Annotated in this window: 21 protein-coding genes; 11 read left to right on the forward strand and 10 right to left on the reverse strand. The window is 61.6% G+C overall.

Annotation, left to right across the window (positions count from 1 at the left end):
• The first annotated feature begins 22 nt into the window (after nucleotides 1–22).
• Complete coding sequence (locus tag N2597_RS14135; RefSeq protein ID WP_096769031.1) at nucleotides 23–1,165, forward strand: PQQ-dependent sugar dehydrogenase; 1,143 nt, start codon at nucleotides 23–25, stop codon at nucleotides 1,163–1,165.
• A gap of 104 nt (nucleotides 1,166–1,269) precedes the next feature.
• On the opposite strand, the gene N2597_RS14140 is transcribed toward N2597_RS14135, so the two are convergent.
• Nucleotides 1,270–1,590, reverse strand: coding sequence for a hypothetical protein (locus tag N2597_RS14140; RefSeq protein WP_225881385.1), 321 nt, complete (start codon nucleotides 1,588–1,590; stop codon nucleotides 1,270–1,272).
• Between the two features lie 260 nt (nucleotides 1,591–1,850).
• Here N2597_RS14140 and N2597_RS14145 point away from each other — a divergent pair, with 260 nt between their 5' ends.
• The 3 genes from N2597_RS14145 (at nucleotide 1,851) to N2597_RS14155 (ending at nucleotide 4,051) form a co-directional block, all read left to right on the forward strand.
• Nucleotides 1,851–2,741 (forward strand): DMT family transporter, encoded by an 891-nt coding sequence (locus N2597_RS14145; RefSeq protein ID WP_106795468.1) that lies wholly within the window; start codon nucleotides 1,851–1,853, stop codon nucleotides 2,739–2,741.
• A 484-nt stretch (nucleotides 2,742–3,225) separates the two neighbouring features.
• Nucleotides 3,226–3,441: a cold-shock protein gene (locus N2597_RS14150; protein WP_003561293.1), complete on the forward strand. Its 216-nt coding sequence runs from the start codon at nucleotides 3,226–3,228 to the stop codon at nucleotides 3,439–3,441.
• A 148-nt stretch (nucleotides 3,442–3,589) separates the two neighbouring features.
• Entirely contained in the window at nucleotides 3,590–4,051 is a 462-nt protein-coding gene (locus N2597_RS14155; RefSeq protein WP_009997151.1) for a BA14K family protein, read from the forward strand.
• 62 nt (nucleotides 4,052–4,113) lie between these two features.
• On the opposite strand, the gene N2597_RS14160 is transcribed toward N2597_RS14155, so the two are convergent.
• Entirely contained in the window at nucleotides 4,114–4,986 is an 873-nt protein-coding gene (locus tag N2597_RS14160) for an oxidoreductase (protein ID WP_183597125.1), read from the reverse strand.
• A gap of 35 nt (nucleotides 4,987–5,021) precedes the next feature.
• Here N2597_RS14160 and N2597_RS14165 point away from each other — a divergent pair, with 35 nt between their 5' ends.
• On the forward strand, nucleotides 5,022–5,480 hold the full coding sequence (locus N2597_RS14165) for a winged helix-turn-helix transcriptional regulator (RefSeq protein WP_106795469.1): 459 nt from the start codon (nucleotides 5,022–5,024) through the stop codon (nucleotides 5,478–5,480).
• On the opposite strand, the gene N2597_RS14170 is transcribed toward N2597_RS14165, so the two are convergent.
• The 4 genes from N2597_RS14170 to N2597_RS14185 form a co-directional block, all read right to left on the reverse strand.
• Nucleotides 5,477–6,853: an ATP-binding protein gene (locus N2597_RS14170; protein ID WP_009993233.1), complete on the reverse strand. Its 1,377-nt coding sequence runs from the start codon at nucleotides 6,851–6,853 to the stop codon at nucleotides 5,477–5,479. The two genes, N2597_RS14165 and N2597_RS14170, sit on opposite strands and share 4 nt — an antisense overlap.
• A gap of 174 nt (nucleotides 6,854–7,027) precedes the next feature.
• Nucleotides 7,028–7,729 (reverse strand): response regulator, encoded by a 702-nt coding sequence (locus N2597_RS14175; protein ID WP_038690340.1) that lies wholly within the window; start codon nucleotides 7,727–7,729, stop codon nucleotides 7,028–7,030.
• Nucleotides 7,730–8,221 carry a MarR family winged helix-turn-helix transcriptional regulator gene (locus N2597_RS14180; RefSeq protein WP_009989765.1) on the reverse strand — a complete coding sequence of 164 codons (492 nt, stop codon included), beginning with the start codon at nucleotides 8,219–8,221 and terminating at the stop codon, nucleotides 7,730–7,732.
• A gap of 468 nt (nucleotides 8,222–8,689) precedes the next feature.
• On the reverse strand, nucleotides 8,690–9,307 hold the full coding sequence (locus N2597_RS14185) for a DUF1236 domain-containing protein (protein WP_038690342.1): 618 nt from the start codon (nucleotides 9,305–9,307) through the stop codon (nucleotides 8,690–8,692).
• A gap of 285 nt (nucleotides 9,308–9,592) precedes the next feature.
• Between N2597_RS14185 and N2597_RS14190 the strand changes: the two genes are divergently transcribed.
• On the forward strand, nucleotides 9,593–10,294 hold the full coding sequence (locus N2597_RS14190; RefSeq protein WP_183597123.1) for an MBL fold metallo-hydrolase: 702 nt from the start codon (nucleotides 9,593–9,595) through the stop codon (nucleotides 10,292–10,294).
• Between the two features lie 8 nt (nucleotides 10,295–10,302).
• Here the strand turns inward: N2597_RS14190 and N2597_RS14195 are convergent, their stop codons facing one another.
• The 4 genes from N2597_RS14195 to N2597_RS14210 all read right to left on the reverse strand — a co-directional run bounded on the left by N2597_RS14195 (nucleotide 10,303) and on the right by N2597_RS14210 (nucleotide 12,634).
• Complete coding sequence (locus N2597_RS14195; RefSeq protein ID WP_009997183.1) at nucleotides 10,303–10,644, reverse strand: tRNA-binding protein; 342 nt, start codon at nucleotides 10,642–10,644, stop codon at nucleotides 10,303–10,305.
• Nucleotides 10,645–10,653: 9 nt separating this feature from the next.
• A complete protein-coding gene (proC, locus tag N2597_RS14200) occupies nucleotides 10,654–11,481 on the reverse strand; it encodes a pyrroline-5-carboxylate reductase (protein ID WP_096769028.1) in 828 nt (275 codons plus the stop codon).
• 1 nt (nucleotide 11,482) lies between these two features.
• Complete coding sequence (locus tag N2597_RS14205; protein ID WP_004680153.1) at nucleotides 11,483–11,983, reverse strand: type III secretion system chaperone family protein; 501 nt, start codon at nucleotides 11,981–11,983, stop codon at nucleotides 11,483–11,485.
• Nucleotides 11,984–12,373: 390 nt separating this feature from the next.
• On the reverse strand, nucleotides 12,374–12,634 hold the full coding sequence (locus N2597_RS14210) for an accessory factor UbiK family protein (RefSeq protein WP_009997186.1): 261 nt from the start codon (nucleotides 12,632–12,634) through the stop codon (nucleotides 12,374–12,376).
• 203 nt (nucleotides 12,635–12,837) lie between these two features.
• On the opposite strand from N2597_RS14210, the gene lgt reads away from it, so the two are divergent.
• The 5 genes from lgt (at nucleotide 12,838) to N2597_RS14235 (ending at nucleotide 17,789) form a co-directional block, all read left to right on the forward strand.
• Nucleotides 12,838–13,686, forward strand: coding sequence for a prolipoprotein diacylglyceryl transferase (gene lgt, locus N2597_RS14215; RefSeq protein WP_183597121.1), 849 nt, complete (start codon nucleotides 12,838–12,840; stop codon nucleotides 13,684–13,686).
• A 17-nt stretch (nucleotides 13,687–13,703) separates the two neighbouring features.
• Nucleotides 13,704–14,804, forward strand: coding sequence for a class I SAM-dependent methyltransferase (locus N2597_RS14220; protein WP_183597119.1), 1,101 nt, complete (start codon nucleotides 13,704–13,706; stop codon nucleotides 14,802–14,804).
• Nucleotides 14,805–14,916: 112 nt separating this feature from the next.
• Entirely contained in the window at nucleotides 14,917–15,711 is a 795-nt protein-coding gene (pgeF, locus tag N2597_RS14225; RefSeq protein ID WP_183597117.1) for a peptidoglycan editing factor PgeF, read from the forward strand.
• A gap of 5 nt (nucleotides 15,712–15,716) precedes the next feature.
• Complete coding sequence (locus N2597_RS14230; RefSeq protein ID WP_009997190.1) at nucleotides 15,717–16,868, forward strand: M24 family metallopeptidase; 1,152 nt, start codon at nucleotides 15,717–15,719, stop codon at nucleotides 16,866–16,868.
• A 102-nt stretch (nucleotides 16,869–16,970) separates the two neighbouring features.
• On the forward strand, nucleotides 16,971–17,789 hold the full coding sequence (locus N2597_RS14235; RefSeq protein WP_009997191.1) for a hypothetical protein: 819 nt from the start codon (nucleotides 16,971–16,973) through the stop codon (nucleotides 17,787–17,789).
• Nucleotides 17,790–17,818 lie beyond the last annotated feature (29 nt).

Genomic DNA, 17,818 nt, shown 5'->3' on the forward strand with positions numbered 1-17,818 from the left:
TGAGGAGACGACGGGGAGCAAGATGAAGAGAGTATCCGCCTTCCATTTCGCTGCAGCGCTGGTGTGCGCGGGCTCCATACCGGCCAACGCGGCCGATACCGTCAATACACAGGGTCCCGCTGTTCGTGTCGAAAAACTCGCCGATGGTCTCGACCATCCCTGGGCGGTCGAGGTCTTGCCCGACGGCGGCTATATCGTTACCGAGCGGCCCGGCCGCATGCGCATTATCCGCGACGGCAAACTGTCAGATCCGATCGGCAACGTGCCCAAGGTCAGCGCCCGTGGCCAGGGCGGCCTTCTGGACATCGCGCTCGCCCCGGATTTTGCCACCAGCAGAAAGCTCTATTTCACCGCCGCCATGGCGAATAGCCAGGGCTCCGGCACCGAAGCCTTCAGCGCCATGCTTTCTGCTGACGAGAAGAAGCTCGAGGCTGTGACGCCGCTGTTCGGCATGCGGCGCTTCACATCCACCAACATTCATTATGGCTCGCGGATCGCGATTGCCCGCGATGGCACACTGTTCATCAGCGTCGGGGATCGCGGCGACCGCGACCGTTCCCAGGATTGGCAGGACAATGCCGGCGCGATCATCCACATCAATGCCGACGGCAGCATCCCCGCCGACAATCCCTTCAAGGACGGCGGCAAGGCCCTACCGGAACTCTGGTCAAAAGGCCACCGCAACCCGCAGGGCATCACTTTCGACGCCAAGGACGGCAAGCTCTATACGGTCGAGCACGGCGCGCGCGGCGGCGACGAAATCAACCAGCCCGAAGCCGGCAAGAATTACGGTTGGCCGATCATCACCTACGGCCGCGACTATTCCGGCGCCGAGATCGGCGAAGGTACCGCCAAGGAAGGGCTGGAGCAGCCGCTGCAGTACTGGGATCCGTCAATTGCGCCCGGCGCGCTCGCCGTCTATCGCGGCGCCATGTTCCCGGAATGGGATGGCGACTTCCTCGTAGCGGCGCTGAAATTCCAGCTGCTTTCGCGCATGCAGCGGGATAAGAGCGGCGCCTTCGTTGCCGAGGAGCGTTTGTTCGAGGGTAATTACGGCCGCATCCGCGACGTCGTCGTCGCGCCCGACGGCGCGTTGCTAATGGTGACGGACGAGGACGACGGCGCGCTGCTCAGGGTTTCCAGGGCGCAGGCGAGCAACGACTGAGTTCCCGGTCAGCCTCGAGGCGGCTATTTACAGCGATATTCCCAGATGAAGTATTGAGGGTGCCTAGCCTCAGGGTCCTCATCCTGTTCCGGATCCTTGCTCACTCAAATATTTCCGAGCGAGGAGACACCGTCCTGGCAGGTGGTTTTGATCAGCCTGGCCACCATCTCGAAAACCTGCAAATGGCGGTCACGAAACGACATCTCAGCCAGCGGGCCTATATATTTCTTCCCGCTGTGAGTGACTTCAATTCTGCGATTTTTCGAAGTTAGGACGATAACCCGGTAACTGAATTTCGAACCGTTCCGCTCTATTGTTCCACTTTTTACAGCATCGCGGGCATTTGCCGGTTCAGTAGCAACGACCAGAAGACCGAACGGCGCAATAAAGCTTAAATATTTCCCGCCCATAAAAAAGCGCTCCATTACATTCACTTGATATGCTCTAACCATCTACGCAATCAGGAGGCATTGCCATCGCAACCATCTTTTGTTCCACAGGAACATGATCTCAGGGCGGTTGGAGAACAGAGCGGATCACCAACTGGTAGAAGTTTCAGAGCAAAGTGGAGTTCGCGCAAGACGCTACCGATCGTCATCGGTCAGCCGCCAAAACCTCACCCTTGCCGAACGGAAACACAACTGCTAACCGCTGGGGCACATCCCCTTCCCCCTTCGAGGACGACATGACGCGCGTTCAGGCGAATCTCCTCCTATTGCTTGCAGCCGCCATCTGGGGCGGCGGCTTCGTCGCGCAGTCGACGGCGATGAAGGCGATCGGACCCTTCTGGTTCATCGGCCTGCGTTTTGCCGTCGCCACATTTGCCGTCCTGCCTTTCGTCCTTTTCGAAGCGCGCAAGGCCAAGGCGAAGACAAGCAAGCGGCATGCGGGACTCTACATGCTGACCGGCCTTGCCCTTTTCGGCGGCGCCGCCACGCAACAGGTAGGACTGCAGACGACGACGGTGACGAATTCCAGCTTCATCACCGGTCTCTATGTCGTCTTCGTGCCGCTGATCGCCGTGCTCTTCCTGCGCCGTGCCCCGCATTGGATCATCTGGCCGGGCGCCCTGATGGCTGTCGCGGGCATTTATCTCCTGTCCGGCGGTCATCTCTCGGCGCTGACTTCAGGCGATTTGCTGACCGTCGTCTGCGCCGTCTTCTGGTCGATCCAGATCACTCTTGCCGGCACGACGGTTTCCGAGACCGCAAGGCCGCTCGCGCTTTCCGCCACGCAATTCGCCGTCACCGCGGTCTGCGCGCTCATCATTGCCGCAGCCGTCGAACCGATCAGCCTTCCCGCCATATGGGCCGCAGCCCCGCAGATCCTCTATGTCGGCATCTTCTCCTCCGGCCTGGCCTTCGTGCTGCAGGTGATCGGCCAGCGCTACACGACGCCCTCGCAGGCGGCGATCTTTCTCTCCTCCGAAGCTCTCTTCGGCGCATCGCTGGCAGCGCTGCTGCTCGGCGAGTCGATGTCGGCGACCGGCTATACAGGTTGCGCGCTAATGTTTATCGCTATGCTTGTGGTCGAACTCGTGCCGAGCTTCACCCGCCGGAGCCTGCGGGCCGCTTGAACACGCGTCCAAATATGGGAGCATAAGCAATCCGAAAAAAATTTCGCCTAACCGGAAAGACGCGTTCACGTTGCATTTTCGGCAAAATCTGCTCGAAATTTATATTGCGGACGATATAAAGCGTTAATCATCCCCCTCCGGCGAAGGAAATTTTGCGTTTTGTGCAAACAGGCTGTTGGCGGGAGTGTGCCCTGAACGACACGTTAAAAAACTTTTGCTTGCCAAAATCCCGGAAACGCCGCACTCTTGCCTCGTTCGGGCATTTTGCGAGCATGGGAAGTCCTTAAGTATTTGCGCGCCGGAAACGCTAATATTCCGGTCAGCCGGTTCCAAAAAGGCAGGCGAAAGTCCTGTCTGGGGCAGGCCGAGGTAGAGGGGACCTTTTTCTCACATTTCAAGAATTGCCTGCCAACACCTCCCGCAAGGAGGCAATGCTATGATGCTGCCCGTGTGGATGGCGGGCAGAGAGAAAAGGACCTGACGCATGGCCGAGACTGGCACTGTAAAATTCTTCAATACCGACAAAGGCTTCGGCTTCATAAAGCCGGACCGGGGCGGCGCCGATATCTTCGTTCACATTTCTGCCGTCCAGGCCTCCGGGCTGGCCGGTCTGACGGAAAACCAGAAGGTAAGCTTCGACACGGAGCCGGATCGCCGCGGCAAGGGCCCCAAGGCCGTCAATCTGCAGATTGCGGGCTGAAACCCTTAACAAGGCTGTCGAATTTCGAGTTGAAGCCCGGCAGCAATGCCGGGTTTTGTCATTCAGCCTTCGTTCAGCTAGCCAACGGTAGGACTAGCATTATCGAGAAAGGAACCGGTTCGGTTCCCGGGATTAGGACACTCTGCTGATGAACAGGCTCGCAAAAACTCTCCTGCTGACGGCAACGGCCGCCGCACTTACCCTCTCCGCCATCGGCGAGGCATCTGCTCGCGATCGCCATTGGCGCCGCCACGGCGGCAACGATGCGCTTGTCGGCGGTGCGGTCGGTCTTGCGACCGGCCTGATCGTCGGTTCCGCCATCGCCAATGCCAATAACGGCCCGGTGTACGAAGAGCGCCGTTATATCGACCCGGCCTACGAACCGGATTATTATGAGCCGGCACCGGTCTATCGCGCCCCCCGCCGCGTATATGTCGAAGAGCCGCGATATGTCGAGCAGCCGCGATACTATGCGCCGGCCCGCACGGCGGTGGAGCCCTGGTCGCCGCAATGGCAGCGTTACTGCTCCTATCGCTACCGCTCGTTCGATCCGCGCACGGGCACCTATATCGGTTATGACGGCCGCAGCCACTTCTGCACCGCCGGCTGAACGCTCGACTTCTCTGGTACAAAGCGCCGCTTCTCAGCGGCGCTTTTGCTTTTGGACCCCCTTCACCCGGCCTTCTTCTCCCAAGGCATCGCTCCCACCTCGGCATCAGGCTCGAAATCGGTCGAGACGCTGACGGCGCGCCATTCCCGGTCGGCTGCGATGCGCGCGGCATCCGCCTTCTCGACGTTGCGTACCGCATCGCTGCCGAGCAACAGCCGGAACGGCGGCTCTTCGAGACCGGCAATGTGGATAATGACCGCAGCCGCTTTGGCAGGATCGCCGGGCTGACGACCGTCATACTCGCGCTGAAAGCGCACCGTGGCGCCGACCGTTTCCGCATATTCCGCCCGACCCTCGGCAAGCACCGTCGAAGCGCCGGCGAAATCCGTCCTGAAGCCGCCGGGCTCGACCACCGTCACCCTGACGCCGAATGGCGAAACCTCCTTCGCCAGCACTTCGGAGAAACCCTCGACGCCGAATTTTGCCGCTGAATAAGCGCCGCGGCCGGCAGGCCCGATACGCCCGCCGACGGAGGAGAACTGAATGATATGGCCCGCCCCCTGCCCCCGCATCAAGGCGATCACCGCCTTGCTCATGATGATCGTGCCGAACAGGTTGGTCTCGATCTGGGCGCGGAAATCGGTAAGGCTGGTATCCTCGATCGAGCCGACGTTGCCATAGCCGGCATTGTTGACGAGCACGTCGATACGGCCGAACCTCTTGACGGCTGCCTCGACGGTTGCAGCCGCTGCGGCCTCGTTCGTCACGTCAAGCGCCAGCGTCAACACCTGCCCGCCATAGCGCTCGGAAAGATCGGCAAGTTGGGCGGGATTGCGTGCCGTCGCCACCAGATTGTCGCCGGCGGCCAGGACTGCCTCCGCCAGCGCCCGGCCGAGACCGCGCGAACTCCCCGTAATCAACCAAACCTTCGACATCGGAAACCTCTTCTTCATTGGTTCCTTGCCCATGTATGTTCTATCGTTTCCAATCGAAAGAAGGCACCAACACGATCCATACGCACCTCGAGGTAACAAAGGTGGCTTGCGACACATTCGATTTCTGCAGTGACATGACGGATGAACAGGATGCGCGAGCACGCGCCTTGATCGAGCGGGCGGCGGCGAAATGGCCGCTGCGCATCCTGCACGTGCTCTCCGATGCCGGCGCGCCATTACGTTTCTCGCGTCTGCTGGAGCGAGTCGAGGGCATCAGTCAGAAAGTGCTGACGCAGACGCTGCGCACCCTCGAAAGCGACGGCCTCATCATTCGTACCCTCTATCCCGAGGTACCACCGCGCGTCGAATACGAATTGACGCCGCTCGGCCGTGACCTCCTCATGCAGGTCGCAACGCTCTGGCGATGGATCGTCGAGCGCCTCGGCGATTTCGATGCGCGCAACGCCGTTAAGCTCACTGCAACCACCGTTTAAGCGGGAATGCGGATGGTCGCCCTCAAGCCGCCGAGCGGGCTGTCGCCGAGCGTGACGTTGCCGCCGTGGCTGCGGGCAATGTCACGGGCGATGGCCAGACCGAGTCCGGTCCCTGACGCATCGAGATTGCGCGCCGCATCCAGCCGGAAGAACGGTTTGAACACGTCCTCGCGGTTCTTCTCCGGAATGCCCGGTCCGTCATCGTCGAAGATAACAGTCAGCCATTTGGCGTTGTGTTTGGCTTCGATGTCGAGCCTGTTGGCATAACGGCGCGCGTTCGAGGCCAGGTTGGTGACAAGGCGCATGAAGGCGTTCGGCCTGACCGATATCTCGTCGTCGCCTTCGATCGAATAGGCGAATGTCTTGCCGTGCAGGGCGAAATCGGATTCGAGTTTGGCGAAGATCTCGCTGAGCTTCAGTTCGCCGACATCCTCTTCGACCTCGCCGCGCGCGAAGGCCATATAAGCCTCCAGCATCGTCTGCATATCATTGACGTCATCGTTCAGACCATGCAGATCGGGATTGTCGCCGGCGAGCGCCAGTTGCAGTTTGAAGCGGGTGAGGATGGTGCGCAAATCGTGGCTGACGCCGGAGAGCATCGCCGTGCGCTGCTCGATCTGCCGCTCGATGCGCTCGCGCATCAGAATGAAGGCAAGGCCGGCGCGGCGGACCTCGTCGGCGCCGCGCGGATAGAAATTATCGGGCTTCTGCCCCTTGCCGAAGCTTTCGGCCGCCCGCGCCAACATCAGGATCGGGCGTATCTGTCCCCTGAGGAACAGGATCGAGATGCCGATCAGCACCAGCGACGTGCCGACCATCCAGACGATGAAGATATGGGTGTTCGAGGCATAGGTCTGACTGCGTTTCGCCAGCACCCTGAGGATCTTGTTTTCCAGCTTGATGCGGATCTCGACCAGATTCGAGTTGCCGACCGTATCGATCCAGAAGGGCCGGCGAATCTCGTCGGTGATTTCGTCGCTGAGGATGCCGTCAAGGATCGAGAAGAACGGCTTGTTCCGCGGCGGCGGCAGGTCACCGTCGGGCTCGATCGATATCTGCAGGTTGAGCTGGTCACGCGCAATCCGGATAATCTCGCCATAGTCCGAATTCTGCGGATAGGTCTCGACGATCTCGATGATCGCGGCGATGTCGCGGGTGACGGCGAGCGACAGCCGCTCCGTCACCATCTGCCAGTGGCGCTCCATGAACACGGCGGCGACGACGGATTGCAGGAGCACCATCGGGATGATGATGATCAGCAGCGAGCGTGCGTAAAGTCCGGTCGGCAATCGGCGCCGCAGCCAGCGGCCGATCCAGCGCCAGCCCGCAGCAGGAGCGCGGTCTTCCCGCCGCAAGCTGTCGATTGTCGCCATCAGCGTCGGTCCTGGTCTTTCAGAGCATGGTGCCGGAAAGTGTATACCATTATCGGCATCATGTTCCGCTTCCTCAAACTAAAGCATGTCGCGCAAAACTGTGCAGCGGTTTTGCGATACGCGCAAAAACAAAGATCTAAAGCGCGACAAGCGAATCTGAAAGGTCGCGACGCTTTAGTCGATGCTCAGCCTGTATCCTATCCCTCGCACGGTCTGCAGCCAGACGGGGTTGGCCGGATCCTCCTCGATCTTGCGCCTGAGCCGGTTGATCTGCACGTCGATCGTTCGCTCGCCGACCTCGGTGTCGTTGCCGATCAGTTCGTGGCGGGGGATCGTGTCACCGGCACGCCGCGCAAAGAGCAGCATGATTTCCTGCTCGCGATCGGTGAGCCGGATCACCTCGCTGGACTTCTTCAGCTCCTTGCGGGTCAAGGAGAAAGTATAGGGCCCGAACATGACCTGTTCGATTTTCAGCCCCTCGCCCCCGGCGTTGCGGCGCAGGATGTTGTTGATGCGCAGCACCAGCTCGCGCGGATCGAAGGGCTTGGAGAGATAGTCGTCAGCGCCGGCCTCAAGGCCCTCGATGCGGTTGCCCGATTCCGCCAGCGCAGTCAGCATGATGATCGGCACGTTCTTGATGGCGCGAAGCCCACGGGTGACGTCGATGCCGGATTCACCAGGCATCATCACGTCCATGATGATGAGATCGAAATCGAGACCCGCAAGCTTGCGCTGCGCCTCGGCGCCGTCGGCCGCGACGGTGACGCGAAAACCGTTCTCCGCAAGATAACGATTGAGCAGCGCGCGGATGCGGGAGTCGTCGTCGACCACCAGCAGATGCGCCGCATCATCGGAAATACCTGTTTTGACCGCCATTCAATCCGCCTTCTTTCTGTCCCGCATGCCCCCGAGGAAGGCCTTCACGCCCTCCCGCACCTGCGCAGAGGCTCCTTCGAATGCCCGCTCAATGCGGCGCGATTGCGGCTCTGCAAGCGCAAGCGCCAGCTCGCGCCCCGATTTCGTTGGATAAAGCTTGCGCTGTCGCCGGTCCTCAGGTCCGGCCACCTGGCGAATATAGCCCGAATCGATCAGCTGTTTCAGCACCCTTGCAAGACTCTGCTTGGTGATCTTCAGCGTGTCGAGAAGATCGGCCACCGTCATGCCGGGATTGCGGTTGACGAAATGCACGACACGATGATGCGCTCGGCCGAAACCGCTCTTTTCGAGGATGGCGTCGGGATCGGAAACGAAGTCGCGATAAGCGAAGAAGAACAGCTCGATGATCTCGAAATCGATCGTCTCGGTATCTTCCATCGGCGTGGCCAGCGGCTCCGGTTTGCCCGCTTTCGGACCGGTCTGTCGTGACACTCGGCATTCCTTTCTCTTCCACGCACTGCGGGAAGTCTTCGCGGGGTCAATTTTTGTTGACTATTTGCGTCGCTGCCAGCTTCTGCGGGAACCGAGCCCCGCACGGATTTTTTATTTCCTTGGCATTTCATTGAAACCAAGGCCCATCGGCACTCCGGCGCACCGCGCAATTTCCCCCTGCGTCTTTGGATAAAACGTAATGAGGACAACAATCAACAGGCATGGCGCTTGAAGTGCCGGAGGAGGTTCAAAGACGGCTTCAGTTCCCGTCGACCAGCTGGATGGTGAAATATGGTTCAACGGCGTTCGCCGCCTGGAAGACGCCAATATCGACGTCTTTTCCATGACCCGCCGAGGTTCTCGGCTGAAGGTGCCGGATAAGAGACAGCGAACCGCCGGGGGTCGCGAAGTATCCATCAAACGAAAGGCGGCCCGCGGGCCGCCTCGCTTCAGCTTTGATCGATCATATCATTGATAGACATAGACGATCCGGCGCGTGCCGGGATCGACCAGCACGGGACGGTCGTTGATCCTGGTATAGCGGTATTCATAGTCGGGGATGGTCTGGAAGGTGACATCAGCCGGCACCTCCGCACCGACGACGACATCGCCGCCGAGCCGCACCGTGTCAGTCGGATTGGTTTCGATATAGGTGCGCACCGTCTCCGGCGGAGTGATGGTCTCGACAGCCCCGACCGGGCCGATCAGTTCGTCGCCCGGCGCCGGCTGCGGGTCAGCCGGGACGACGCTGGCGGTCGACTCGTAAGTGACGACGGGAACGCCGATTTCGGCGCGATGCTGCTCGACGATCACCTGGTTGCCGCCATACTCCATCTGCAGATAATCGGCATAGACCCAGCCGCGTATGCCGTTGACATCGACACGGCACCAGCGGCTGCCTTCGATGCAGCCATCGAGCACTGCGGTCGAGCCGCGGGTGGCAAGGCCGACTGCCGGATATTGCGGACCCGGACCTGCGCGGACGTTGAGGTCGTTGACCGTGGTCGCCACCATCTCCGCTTGCGCCAGACCGCCGGTCGCCAGGAGCACGGCTCCAGCCAGTAGGATGTTTCTCTTCAAGGTCATGTGAGCGTCTCCTTGGTTTCGATGGCCGGACAACGCGCGGCGTTCCACGATGTTCCCCCGCCTTGCCTCCGGCAAATCGGCGGCTCCAGAGAGCCACGCGCAAATATTTGAAAAACAGGGCAAAGATTGATTCTGCCGCTGCATTTGGATGGCCGAAAGCCGAATAAATTTGTGTTGCAGTCGGTGTTTTTGCCGTGAAACAGGTCGTGGCAGCGACAGATTCCGGCTGTCCTTACCACCGTTTCGAACTATACCTGAGAACCCGAGACACCAAGCGAGGCACTTATGGGCATGCTCCAGGTCGGCATCATTCCGGTGACACCTTTTCAACAGAACTGCACGGTCTTCTTCGATCCCGACACCCAGGAAGGCGTCGTCGTCGATCCGGGTGGCGACGTGCCGCTCATTCTCCAGGCGATCGAGAAAAACGGCCTGACCATCAAGGAAATCTGGCTGACGCATGGCCACCTCGACCATGCCGGCGGCGCCAAGGAGTTGAAAGAGGCCCTCGGCGTCGACATCGTCGGCCCGCACCAGGACGACCTGCCGCTTTTGCAGCGCATCGAAACCCAGGCGGCCAACTACGGCATTTCAGGTTTGCGCAACGTCTTGCCGGACCGCTGGCTGAAGGATGGCGACAGGGTCTCCTTCGGCGCCCACGAGTTCGAGGTCTATCATGCGCCCGGCCATGCGCCCGGCCACGTCATCTATTTCAACCGCGCGCAGAATTTCGCACATCTCGGCGACGTGCTCTTCAACGGCTCGATCGGCCGCACCGACCTGCCGGGCGGCAATCATCAGCAACTGTTGGATTCGATCCGCGACAAGGTCCTGCCGCTCGGCGACGAGGTCGGCTTCATCTGCGGCCACGGCCCTGGCAGCCGCATCGGCGATGAACGGCGCAGCAATCCGTTCCTGCAGGAGATCAGAGCGCGTGACGGCTCGGATGCGGGAAAATCAAGCGAAATGCCCGATGAAAGGATGTGAGCTCAGGCTCACATCATCTTCTGGCCGTTCGGCACCGGCTGTTCGACCGCGGCGAGCACGATCGCGCCGTTCTCATCCTCGAAGCCCAGCGTCAGCACTTCCGAGCGGAACGGCCCGATCTGGCGTGGCGGGAAGTTGACAACGCCAAGCACCTGCCGGCCGACCAGGCTTTCCGGCGTATAATGCACGGTGATCTGCGCCGATGATTTTTTTATGCCGATGTCAGGGCCGAAGTCGATGGCCAGCTTGAACGCCGGCTTGCGCGCTTCCGGAAAGGGACTGGCCTCGACGATCGTGCCGACACGGATGTCGACACGATCGAAATCGGCGTAGGTGATCTCTTCGGCCATGGGTGTCTCTCAGCCGGCCAGTTCCTCGGCCCGCTTGCGCGCTGCCGCGAGTGCCGCGTCGAACAAAGGCTGCATGCCGTTTTCGGCCATCAGCACCGCGAGTGCTGCCGCCGTCGTTCCGCCGGGAGAAGTCACATTCTGCCGCAGCCGCGAGGCATCGTCGGGGGACTGGTGCAAAAGTTCACCAGCCCCCGCGACAGTTTCCCGCGCAAGACGCATGGCGAGGTCCGCCTGCAGGCCGAGCTTCCGGCCCGCTTCCGCCATACATTCGACGAGATAGAAGACATAGGCCGGCCCACTGCCGGAAAGCGCCGTCACGGCATCGATATCGGCTTCCCCAGGCACCCATTCGACCGGGCCGGAGACGCGCAGAAGGGAATGGACGCGCTCACGCTGCTGATCGCTGACCGCTGAATTGGCATAGGCCCCGGTGACGCCGCGGCCAACCATGGCCGGCGTGTTCGGCATGGCCCGCACCATGGCGGCTTTCCCGAGATGCTTTTCGAGAAAACCGAGCGTCTTGCCGGCAGCGACCGAGACGACGACCGTCTCCGGCCCGACAGCGCTTTTCACCGCCGGCAACACCGCCTCCATCACTTGCGGCTTCACCGCAAGGAACAATACGCCTGCCTTCAACGCTGCCGGAACGGCCGCGAGATGGGTCGCTCCCGCCTCGCCGATCGTCGCCAGCATCGCCGGTGACGGGCCGGGATCGACGACGATGACGGCCGAGCCCGGAACGCCGCTCTTCAACCAGCCGGAGAGCATCGCTCCGCCCATGTTGCCGGCCCCGATCAGAACGACGGGATGTTTCGCGGAGAAAGCCTTGGCTGGCATCTTATGCCTCGCCGACCGTTTCGAACAGCACCGCTTCCATTGCCTTGGCCGCATCCATGCCGGACCAAACGACGAACTGGAAGGCCTGGAAATAGGCCTCGCAGGTGTCGAGCGCGCTGGAAAGCAGCACTTCCACTTGGCGGTTGGTGGGCTCGGCGCCGCCGGCAAGCAGCAGCGACTGCCTGAAGATGACGACGTCTTCCTGGCGCCAGAGGTCGAAATGCCCCATCAGCACCTGCCCATTGATCGCCGAGAGCAGCTTGACCACCTCGTTGACCCTGATGTCGGGGACTTTGATATCGAATGCGCAGCCAAGATGCAGCGCCTCGAATTCCTCCATCCAGGAGAAGGAGACATGATAGTCCGCCCAGCGCCCCTCGACCGTCATCGCGATCTCGTCCTCGCCGGACCGTTCGAACGACCAGTCATTGTTGGAGGCCACGTACTCGATCATATCGACCGGGTTCGACTGACGCTCGACTTCCAATTCCATCAGGTTCATGCAGCACCTTCTTGACCGGAATGAATGCGACCTAACTTCGTGTACGAACACAAGAAAGACACACGCAAATACCGGAAACTACCACTGGATGATCGTTGAACCGCTGCCAGACTTAACGCAGATAACCTGCCCGGAGCTTACCAAGTCGCTTCGAATCATCATTTAAAATCAGTCTATAATGACCCTTGCCACCTGCCAGCCCCCTCAGAGGAAAATACGGACGGGCCGTTGTGGAAAGCTCTTCGAAACTCAATTCAGAAGGGAGAATAAGCGACTCTGCGAATTGGCTTTTTTGGCAGTGTCCACAGGTGGAAAACTCACCTGGAATTTTTTGTGACAGACGCGACGTGTGACATGAAGGCAACGCCGCGTCTGCACCGTACCGGGATATCAGTGACCCTCGCCGGCAAGCTTCGCTTCCAAAGCCGCGATGCGGGCGGCAAGCGCCTCGTTTTCGTCGCGTGCCTTGATCGCCATCTCGCGCACGGCCTCGAATTCCTCGCGCTTGACGACGTCCATGCTGTTCAGCCAACGCTCGGCCTGGGCGTTGAAAGCCGTCTCGATCTCCTTGCGGACTCCCTGGGCAGCACCTGCCGCGTCGGTCATCAGCTTGGCGAACTCATCCATGATGCGGTTCGTTCCGGTCGTCATGGCGTTTTTCTCCCTTCGGATGCGGTGAATTCGGCCCTTCAGGGCCTCGAAGATTGAGGTAGGGCTTCGCCACCAGGGATGCAAGCGCTTTGCATGGCATAGTCGTCGCCGGGCCGGGTTGCGGAAGCGAGATCACGAACAATGGACTTGACCGTCCGGGATCGCAGCGGCATGTTCCGCCGACTTCAACGGATGGGAAAACCTTGCCGATAGCCGCCGATCTCCTTGCCATCATGCCTTTCCCGGACATCGATCCGATCGCCTTTTCGATCGGTCCGCTGGCGATTCACTGGTACGGTCTCGCCTATGTAGCCGGCATTCTGCTCGGCTGGGCCTATGCGCGCCGGATCGCCGCCAATGACAGTCTCTGGCCCGGCAACGCGTCGCCGATATCGAGAGTGCAGCTCGACGATTTTATCGTCTGGGCAGCCATCGGCGTCGTCCTCGGCGGTCGCCTCGGCTATATCTTCTTCTATGATCTCACAGCCGTCCTGCATGATCCCGTTCGTGCGGTTCAGATCTGGAACGGCGGCATGTCGTTCCATGGCGGCCTGGCCGGCACGACGATTGCCATGATCCTCTTTGCCCGCCGCCACGCAATTCCGGTCTGGAGCCTGTTCGACATCGTCGCCACGGTCGTTCCCTTCGGCCTGTTCTTCGGCCGCATCGCCAATTTCATCAATGGCGAGCTCTGGGGCCGCTTGACCGACGTGCCTTGGGCCGTGGTTTTCCCGACCGGCGGTCCTTTCGCCCGCCACCCGAGCCAGCTCTACGAGGCCGGCCTCGAAGGTATCGTCCTGCTTCTGGTGCTCGCCGCCCTCGTCTACGGCATGCGCGCACTGAAAAACCCGGGCTTCATCTCCGGCGTCTTCGTCTGCGGCTATGCGCTTTCGCGCATCTTCGTTGAATTCTTCCGCGAGCCCGACGCCCAGCTCGGCTACCTCCTCGGCACCAACTGGCTGACCATGGGCATGGTACTCTCCTCGCCGATGATTCTGCTCGGCCTCTGGGCGATGCTGCGCGCCCGCCGCCAGGCTGCGCTGCAGCTCTGACACGGCGGATAAACGAGATGAGCACCGCCCTCGGCGAAAAAATCAAGGCGATCATCCAGACCAACGGTCCGATCAGCGTCACCGATTATTTCTCGCTCTGCCTGGCCGATCCCGAACATGGCTATTACCGCACCCGCGAGCCCTTCGGCCGCTCCGGCGACTTCGTCACCGCTCCGGAGATCAGCCAGATCTTCGGCGAAATGATCGGCGTCTTCATCGTCCATGCCTGGCAGCGCCACGGCACGCCGGCGGATGTGCGCCTCGTCGAGATCGGGCCTGGCCGCGGCACGATGATATCGGACATGCTGCGCGTCATCTCGCGCATCGCCCCACCGCTTTTCGACACCATGACCGTGCATCTTGTCGAAACCAGCGAGCGCCTGCGCGACGTCCAGAAGCAGACGCTCGAAGACTACGGCGAAAAAATCGCCTGGCACGACGGCTTCGACGAAGTCCCGGCCGGCTTCACCCTGATCGCCGCCAATGAATTGTTCGACGCGATCCCGATCCGCCAGTTCATCCGCACGCAGACAGGTTTTCGCGAGCGCATGGTCGGGCTCGACGCCGACGGTGAGTTGACCTTCGCCGCCGGCGTCGCCGGCCTCGATCCGGCCCTGCTGCCCGAACCGGTGCAGAACCTGCCGCTCGGCACGCTTTTCGAGATCTCGCCCGCCCGGCAGGCCGTGATGATGGCGATCTGCGAGCGGCTGCGCGCCTTCGGCGGCACGGCGCTGGTCATCGACTACGGCCATCTCGTCACCGGGTTCGGCGATACGCTGCAGGCAGTGCGCATGCATGAATTCGACCCGCCGCTTGCCCATCCCGGCGAAGCCGATCTGACGAGCCATGTCGATTTCCAGCAGCTCGCCGAAACGGCGCTGGCAGCCGGCCTGCATCTGAACGGCGCCCTGCACCAGGGCGACTTTCTGACCGGCCTCGGCATTCTCGAGCGCGCCGCCGCTCTCGGGCGCAACCGCGAACCGCAGACCCAGCAGGTCATCCAGACGGCCGTCGACAGGCTTGTCGGCGCCGGTGAAGGCCGGATGGGAGAACTGTTCAAGGCGATGGCCGTCTCGCATCCGGCCGTAGATCTCATGCCCTTTCGTCCGGTGGATTGACAGGGCGCACGCGGCTGAGCCAACATCCGCGCGAAACAGCAACTTGAAGCGCGCCGCAGATGCGATGCGCTCGGGACAATAACAAACCTCTCGAAAAAGCCCGGAATCACAGATGCAGGACGCGGCCTCTCCAGCACCGATCGAAAGCGCGCTGCTGAACGATGCGACGGGCGGCGCCATCCGCCATGGTTATTTCACCCGGAGCGGCGGCGTTTCCGAAGGGATCTATCGCGGCCTCAATGTCGGCCTCGGCTCCAGCGACGAACGGCAAAAAGTCATGGAGAACCGCCGTCGCGTCGCCGCCTGGTTCGACCTGCCGATCGAGCGGCTGGCAACCGTGCACCAGGTGCATTCCCCCGATGTCGTCACGGTTGGCGCTGACTATGACGGCTCCCGTCCCGACGCTGATGCGCTGGTGACGGCAGCCCGCGGCATTCTGCTCGGTGTGCTCGCCGCCGATTGCGGCCCGATCCTCTTCGCCGACCCCGAAAATCGCGTCATCGGCGCCGCCCATGCCGGCTGGAAGGGTGCGCTGACCGGCGTGCTCGAAAATACCATCGCCGCCATGGAGGCGCTGGGAGCGAACCGCGACAGCATCGTCGCCTGCCTCGGTCCCTCGATCAGTCAGGCAAGTTATGAGGTCGGCCCGGAATTCGTCGACCGCTTCATCACCGAAAATCCGGACTACGAACGCTTCTTCATACCCTCCGCGACGCCCCGCCACGCCATGTTCGACCTGCCGGCACTGACCATCGAACGGTTGACCCAGGCCGGCGTGCGAGCCGAAAGCCTCGGCCTCTGCACCTATCCGGACAGCGAGCGCTTCTTTTCCTATCGCCGGACGACACATCGCAAGGAGCCGGACTACGGCCGCCAGATTTCAGCGATATCAATCAGGGAGACTTGAGCAGAATGGCACTGCACTTCGAAAAGGCCGAGTTCGCAAGCCGACTTGCACGCCTCACCGAGAAGATGAAGGAAGAAAAGCTCGACGCCCTGCTGCTCTTCGCCCAGGAAAGCATGTACTGGCTGACCGGCTACGACACTTTCGGCTACTGCTTCTTCCAGACGCTGATCGTCAAGAGCGACGGCACCATGGCGCTAATCACCCGTTCGGCCGATCTTCGCCAGGCCAAGCATACCTCGGTCCTCGACGACATCCATATCTGGGTCGACCGGGTCAATGCCGATCCGACGCTCGACCTGAAGAACCTGCTGATCGAGATGGATCTGCTCGGCACCCGCATCGGCGTCGAATATGATACGCACGGCATGACCGGCCGCGTCGCCCGCCTGCTCGACGCGCAGCTGACCACTTTCGGCCAGATCGTCGATGCCTCCTATCTCGTCAGCCGTCTTCGCCTGATCAAGAGCCCGACCGAGATCGCCTATGTCGAACGGGCCGCCGCGCTCGCCGACGACGCGCTCGACGCCGCAATCCGGCTGACGAAACCGGGCGCTGACGAAGCCGACATCCTCGCCGCCATGCAGGGAGCGGTTTTTTCCGGCGGCGGCGACTATCCCGCCAACGAGTTCATCATCGGTTCGGCGGCCGACGCGCTGCTCTGCCGCTACAAGGCCGGCCGCCGCAAGCTCGACGCCAATGACCAGCTGACGCTCGAATGGGCCGGCACCTACGCGCATTATCATGCCGCCATGATGCGCACGATCGTCATCGGCGAGCCGATGCAACGCCATCGCGAAATCTACAATGCCTGCCGAGAAACCATCGAAGCGATCGAGACCGTGCTGAAGCCCGGCTACACCTTCGGCGACGTCTTCGATATGCATGCCAGGATCATGGACGAGCGCGGCCTCACCCGCCACCGGCTGAATGCCTGCGGTTATTCGCTCGGAGCCCGCTTCTCTCCGTCCTGGATGGAGCATCAGATGTTCCATGTCGGCAATCCGCAGCCGATCGAGCCAAACATGTCGCTCTTCGTGCACATGATCATCGCCGATTCCGATACCGGGACCGCGATGACGCTCGGACAGACCTATCTGACGACAGCGGATGCGCCGCGCGCACTGTCTCGTCATCCGCTCGATTTTATCGGCCTTTGAAGCCCGGGATTGACGGATGAGAATCCGGAATTGACAGAGGACCATCCCCGCCCGCATAAATTCGGGCGGGCTGATGCGATTGTGGGAAGGACGGATCACCGGATGACGCGAGCTGCGACTGTGCCCACGCTCCTGTTCGTCATGGCCCTGCTCACCGCCTGCAATACCACCGACGCGCTGACGCCGCAGGTCGGCATCGGCGATTCCTCCGGAGCCCCGCCGTCAAGCCCCGTGAGCCAGCGTGAGGCCGAAGGTTTGGCGGGCACGCGTCAACCGGTTTTCGCCGCGGGCTCGCAGCCGAATGGCTATCATCCGGCCTATAATCAATCGCAGGGAGCCTATCGGTCCGGCAGCGGCGCCCCGCCGACAACGATGCAGGAGCAGGCAGACGCCCTGTCGAAGAGCGGAGCCTCGCCCGCCGCCTCCGCCCCGATCGAAGGACAAGCGCTGGCACCGGCCGCCACCGGTGCCAGGTCTCAGGCGCAGACCAGCCAGACTCTTGACGCGCAGCCGCAGCAGACCGCCGCCCTCACGCCCGGCGCCTCTTCCGCCCGCGGCAATACCGTGCGTTTCCTGCCGATCATCGGCGCGCCGGTGCAGGCTGTAACGCCGCTCTCGCGCCAGCTCGGCGCCGAGGCGCGGGCGCATGGCCTTTCCATCAAGAGTTCGAACGATACGAGCAGCGACTATATCCTCAAAGGCTATCTCTCCGCCTTCAGCGACGACGGCAAGGTCACCGTGGTCTATGTCTGGGACATTCTCGACGGCGGCGGCGCCCGCCTGCACCGCATCCAGGGGCAGGAAAGCGTGCCGACAGCCGCGGCCGACCCCTGGGCGGGCGTTCCGGCTTCGGTAATGCAGCAGATCGCCTCGAAAACCATCGCGGAATTCACCTCCTGGCGGCAGGCGCGGGGCGGTTAGTCACAAACTTTTTGCAAATATCAAAGCCT

It is taken from the genome of Rhizobium sophoriradicis (assembly GCF_025200795.1).
Taxonomy (GTDB): Bacteria; Pseudomonadota; Alphaproteobacteria; order Rhizobiales; family Rhizobiaceae; genus Rhizobium; species Rhizobium sophoriradicis.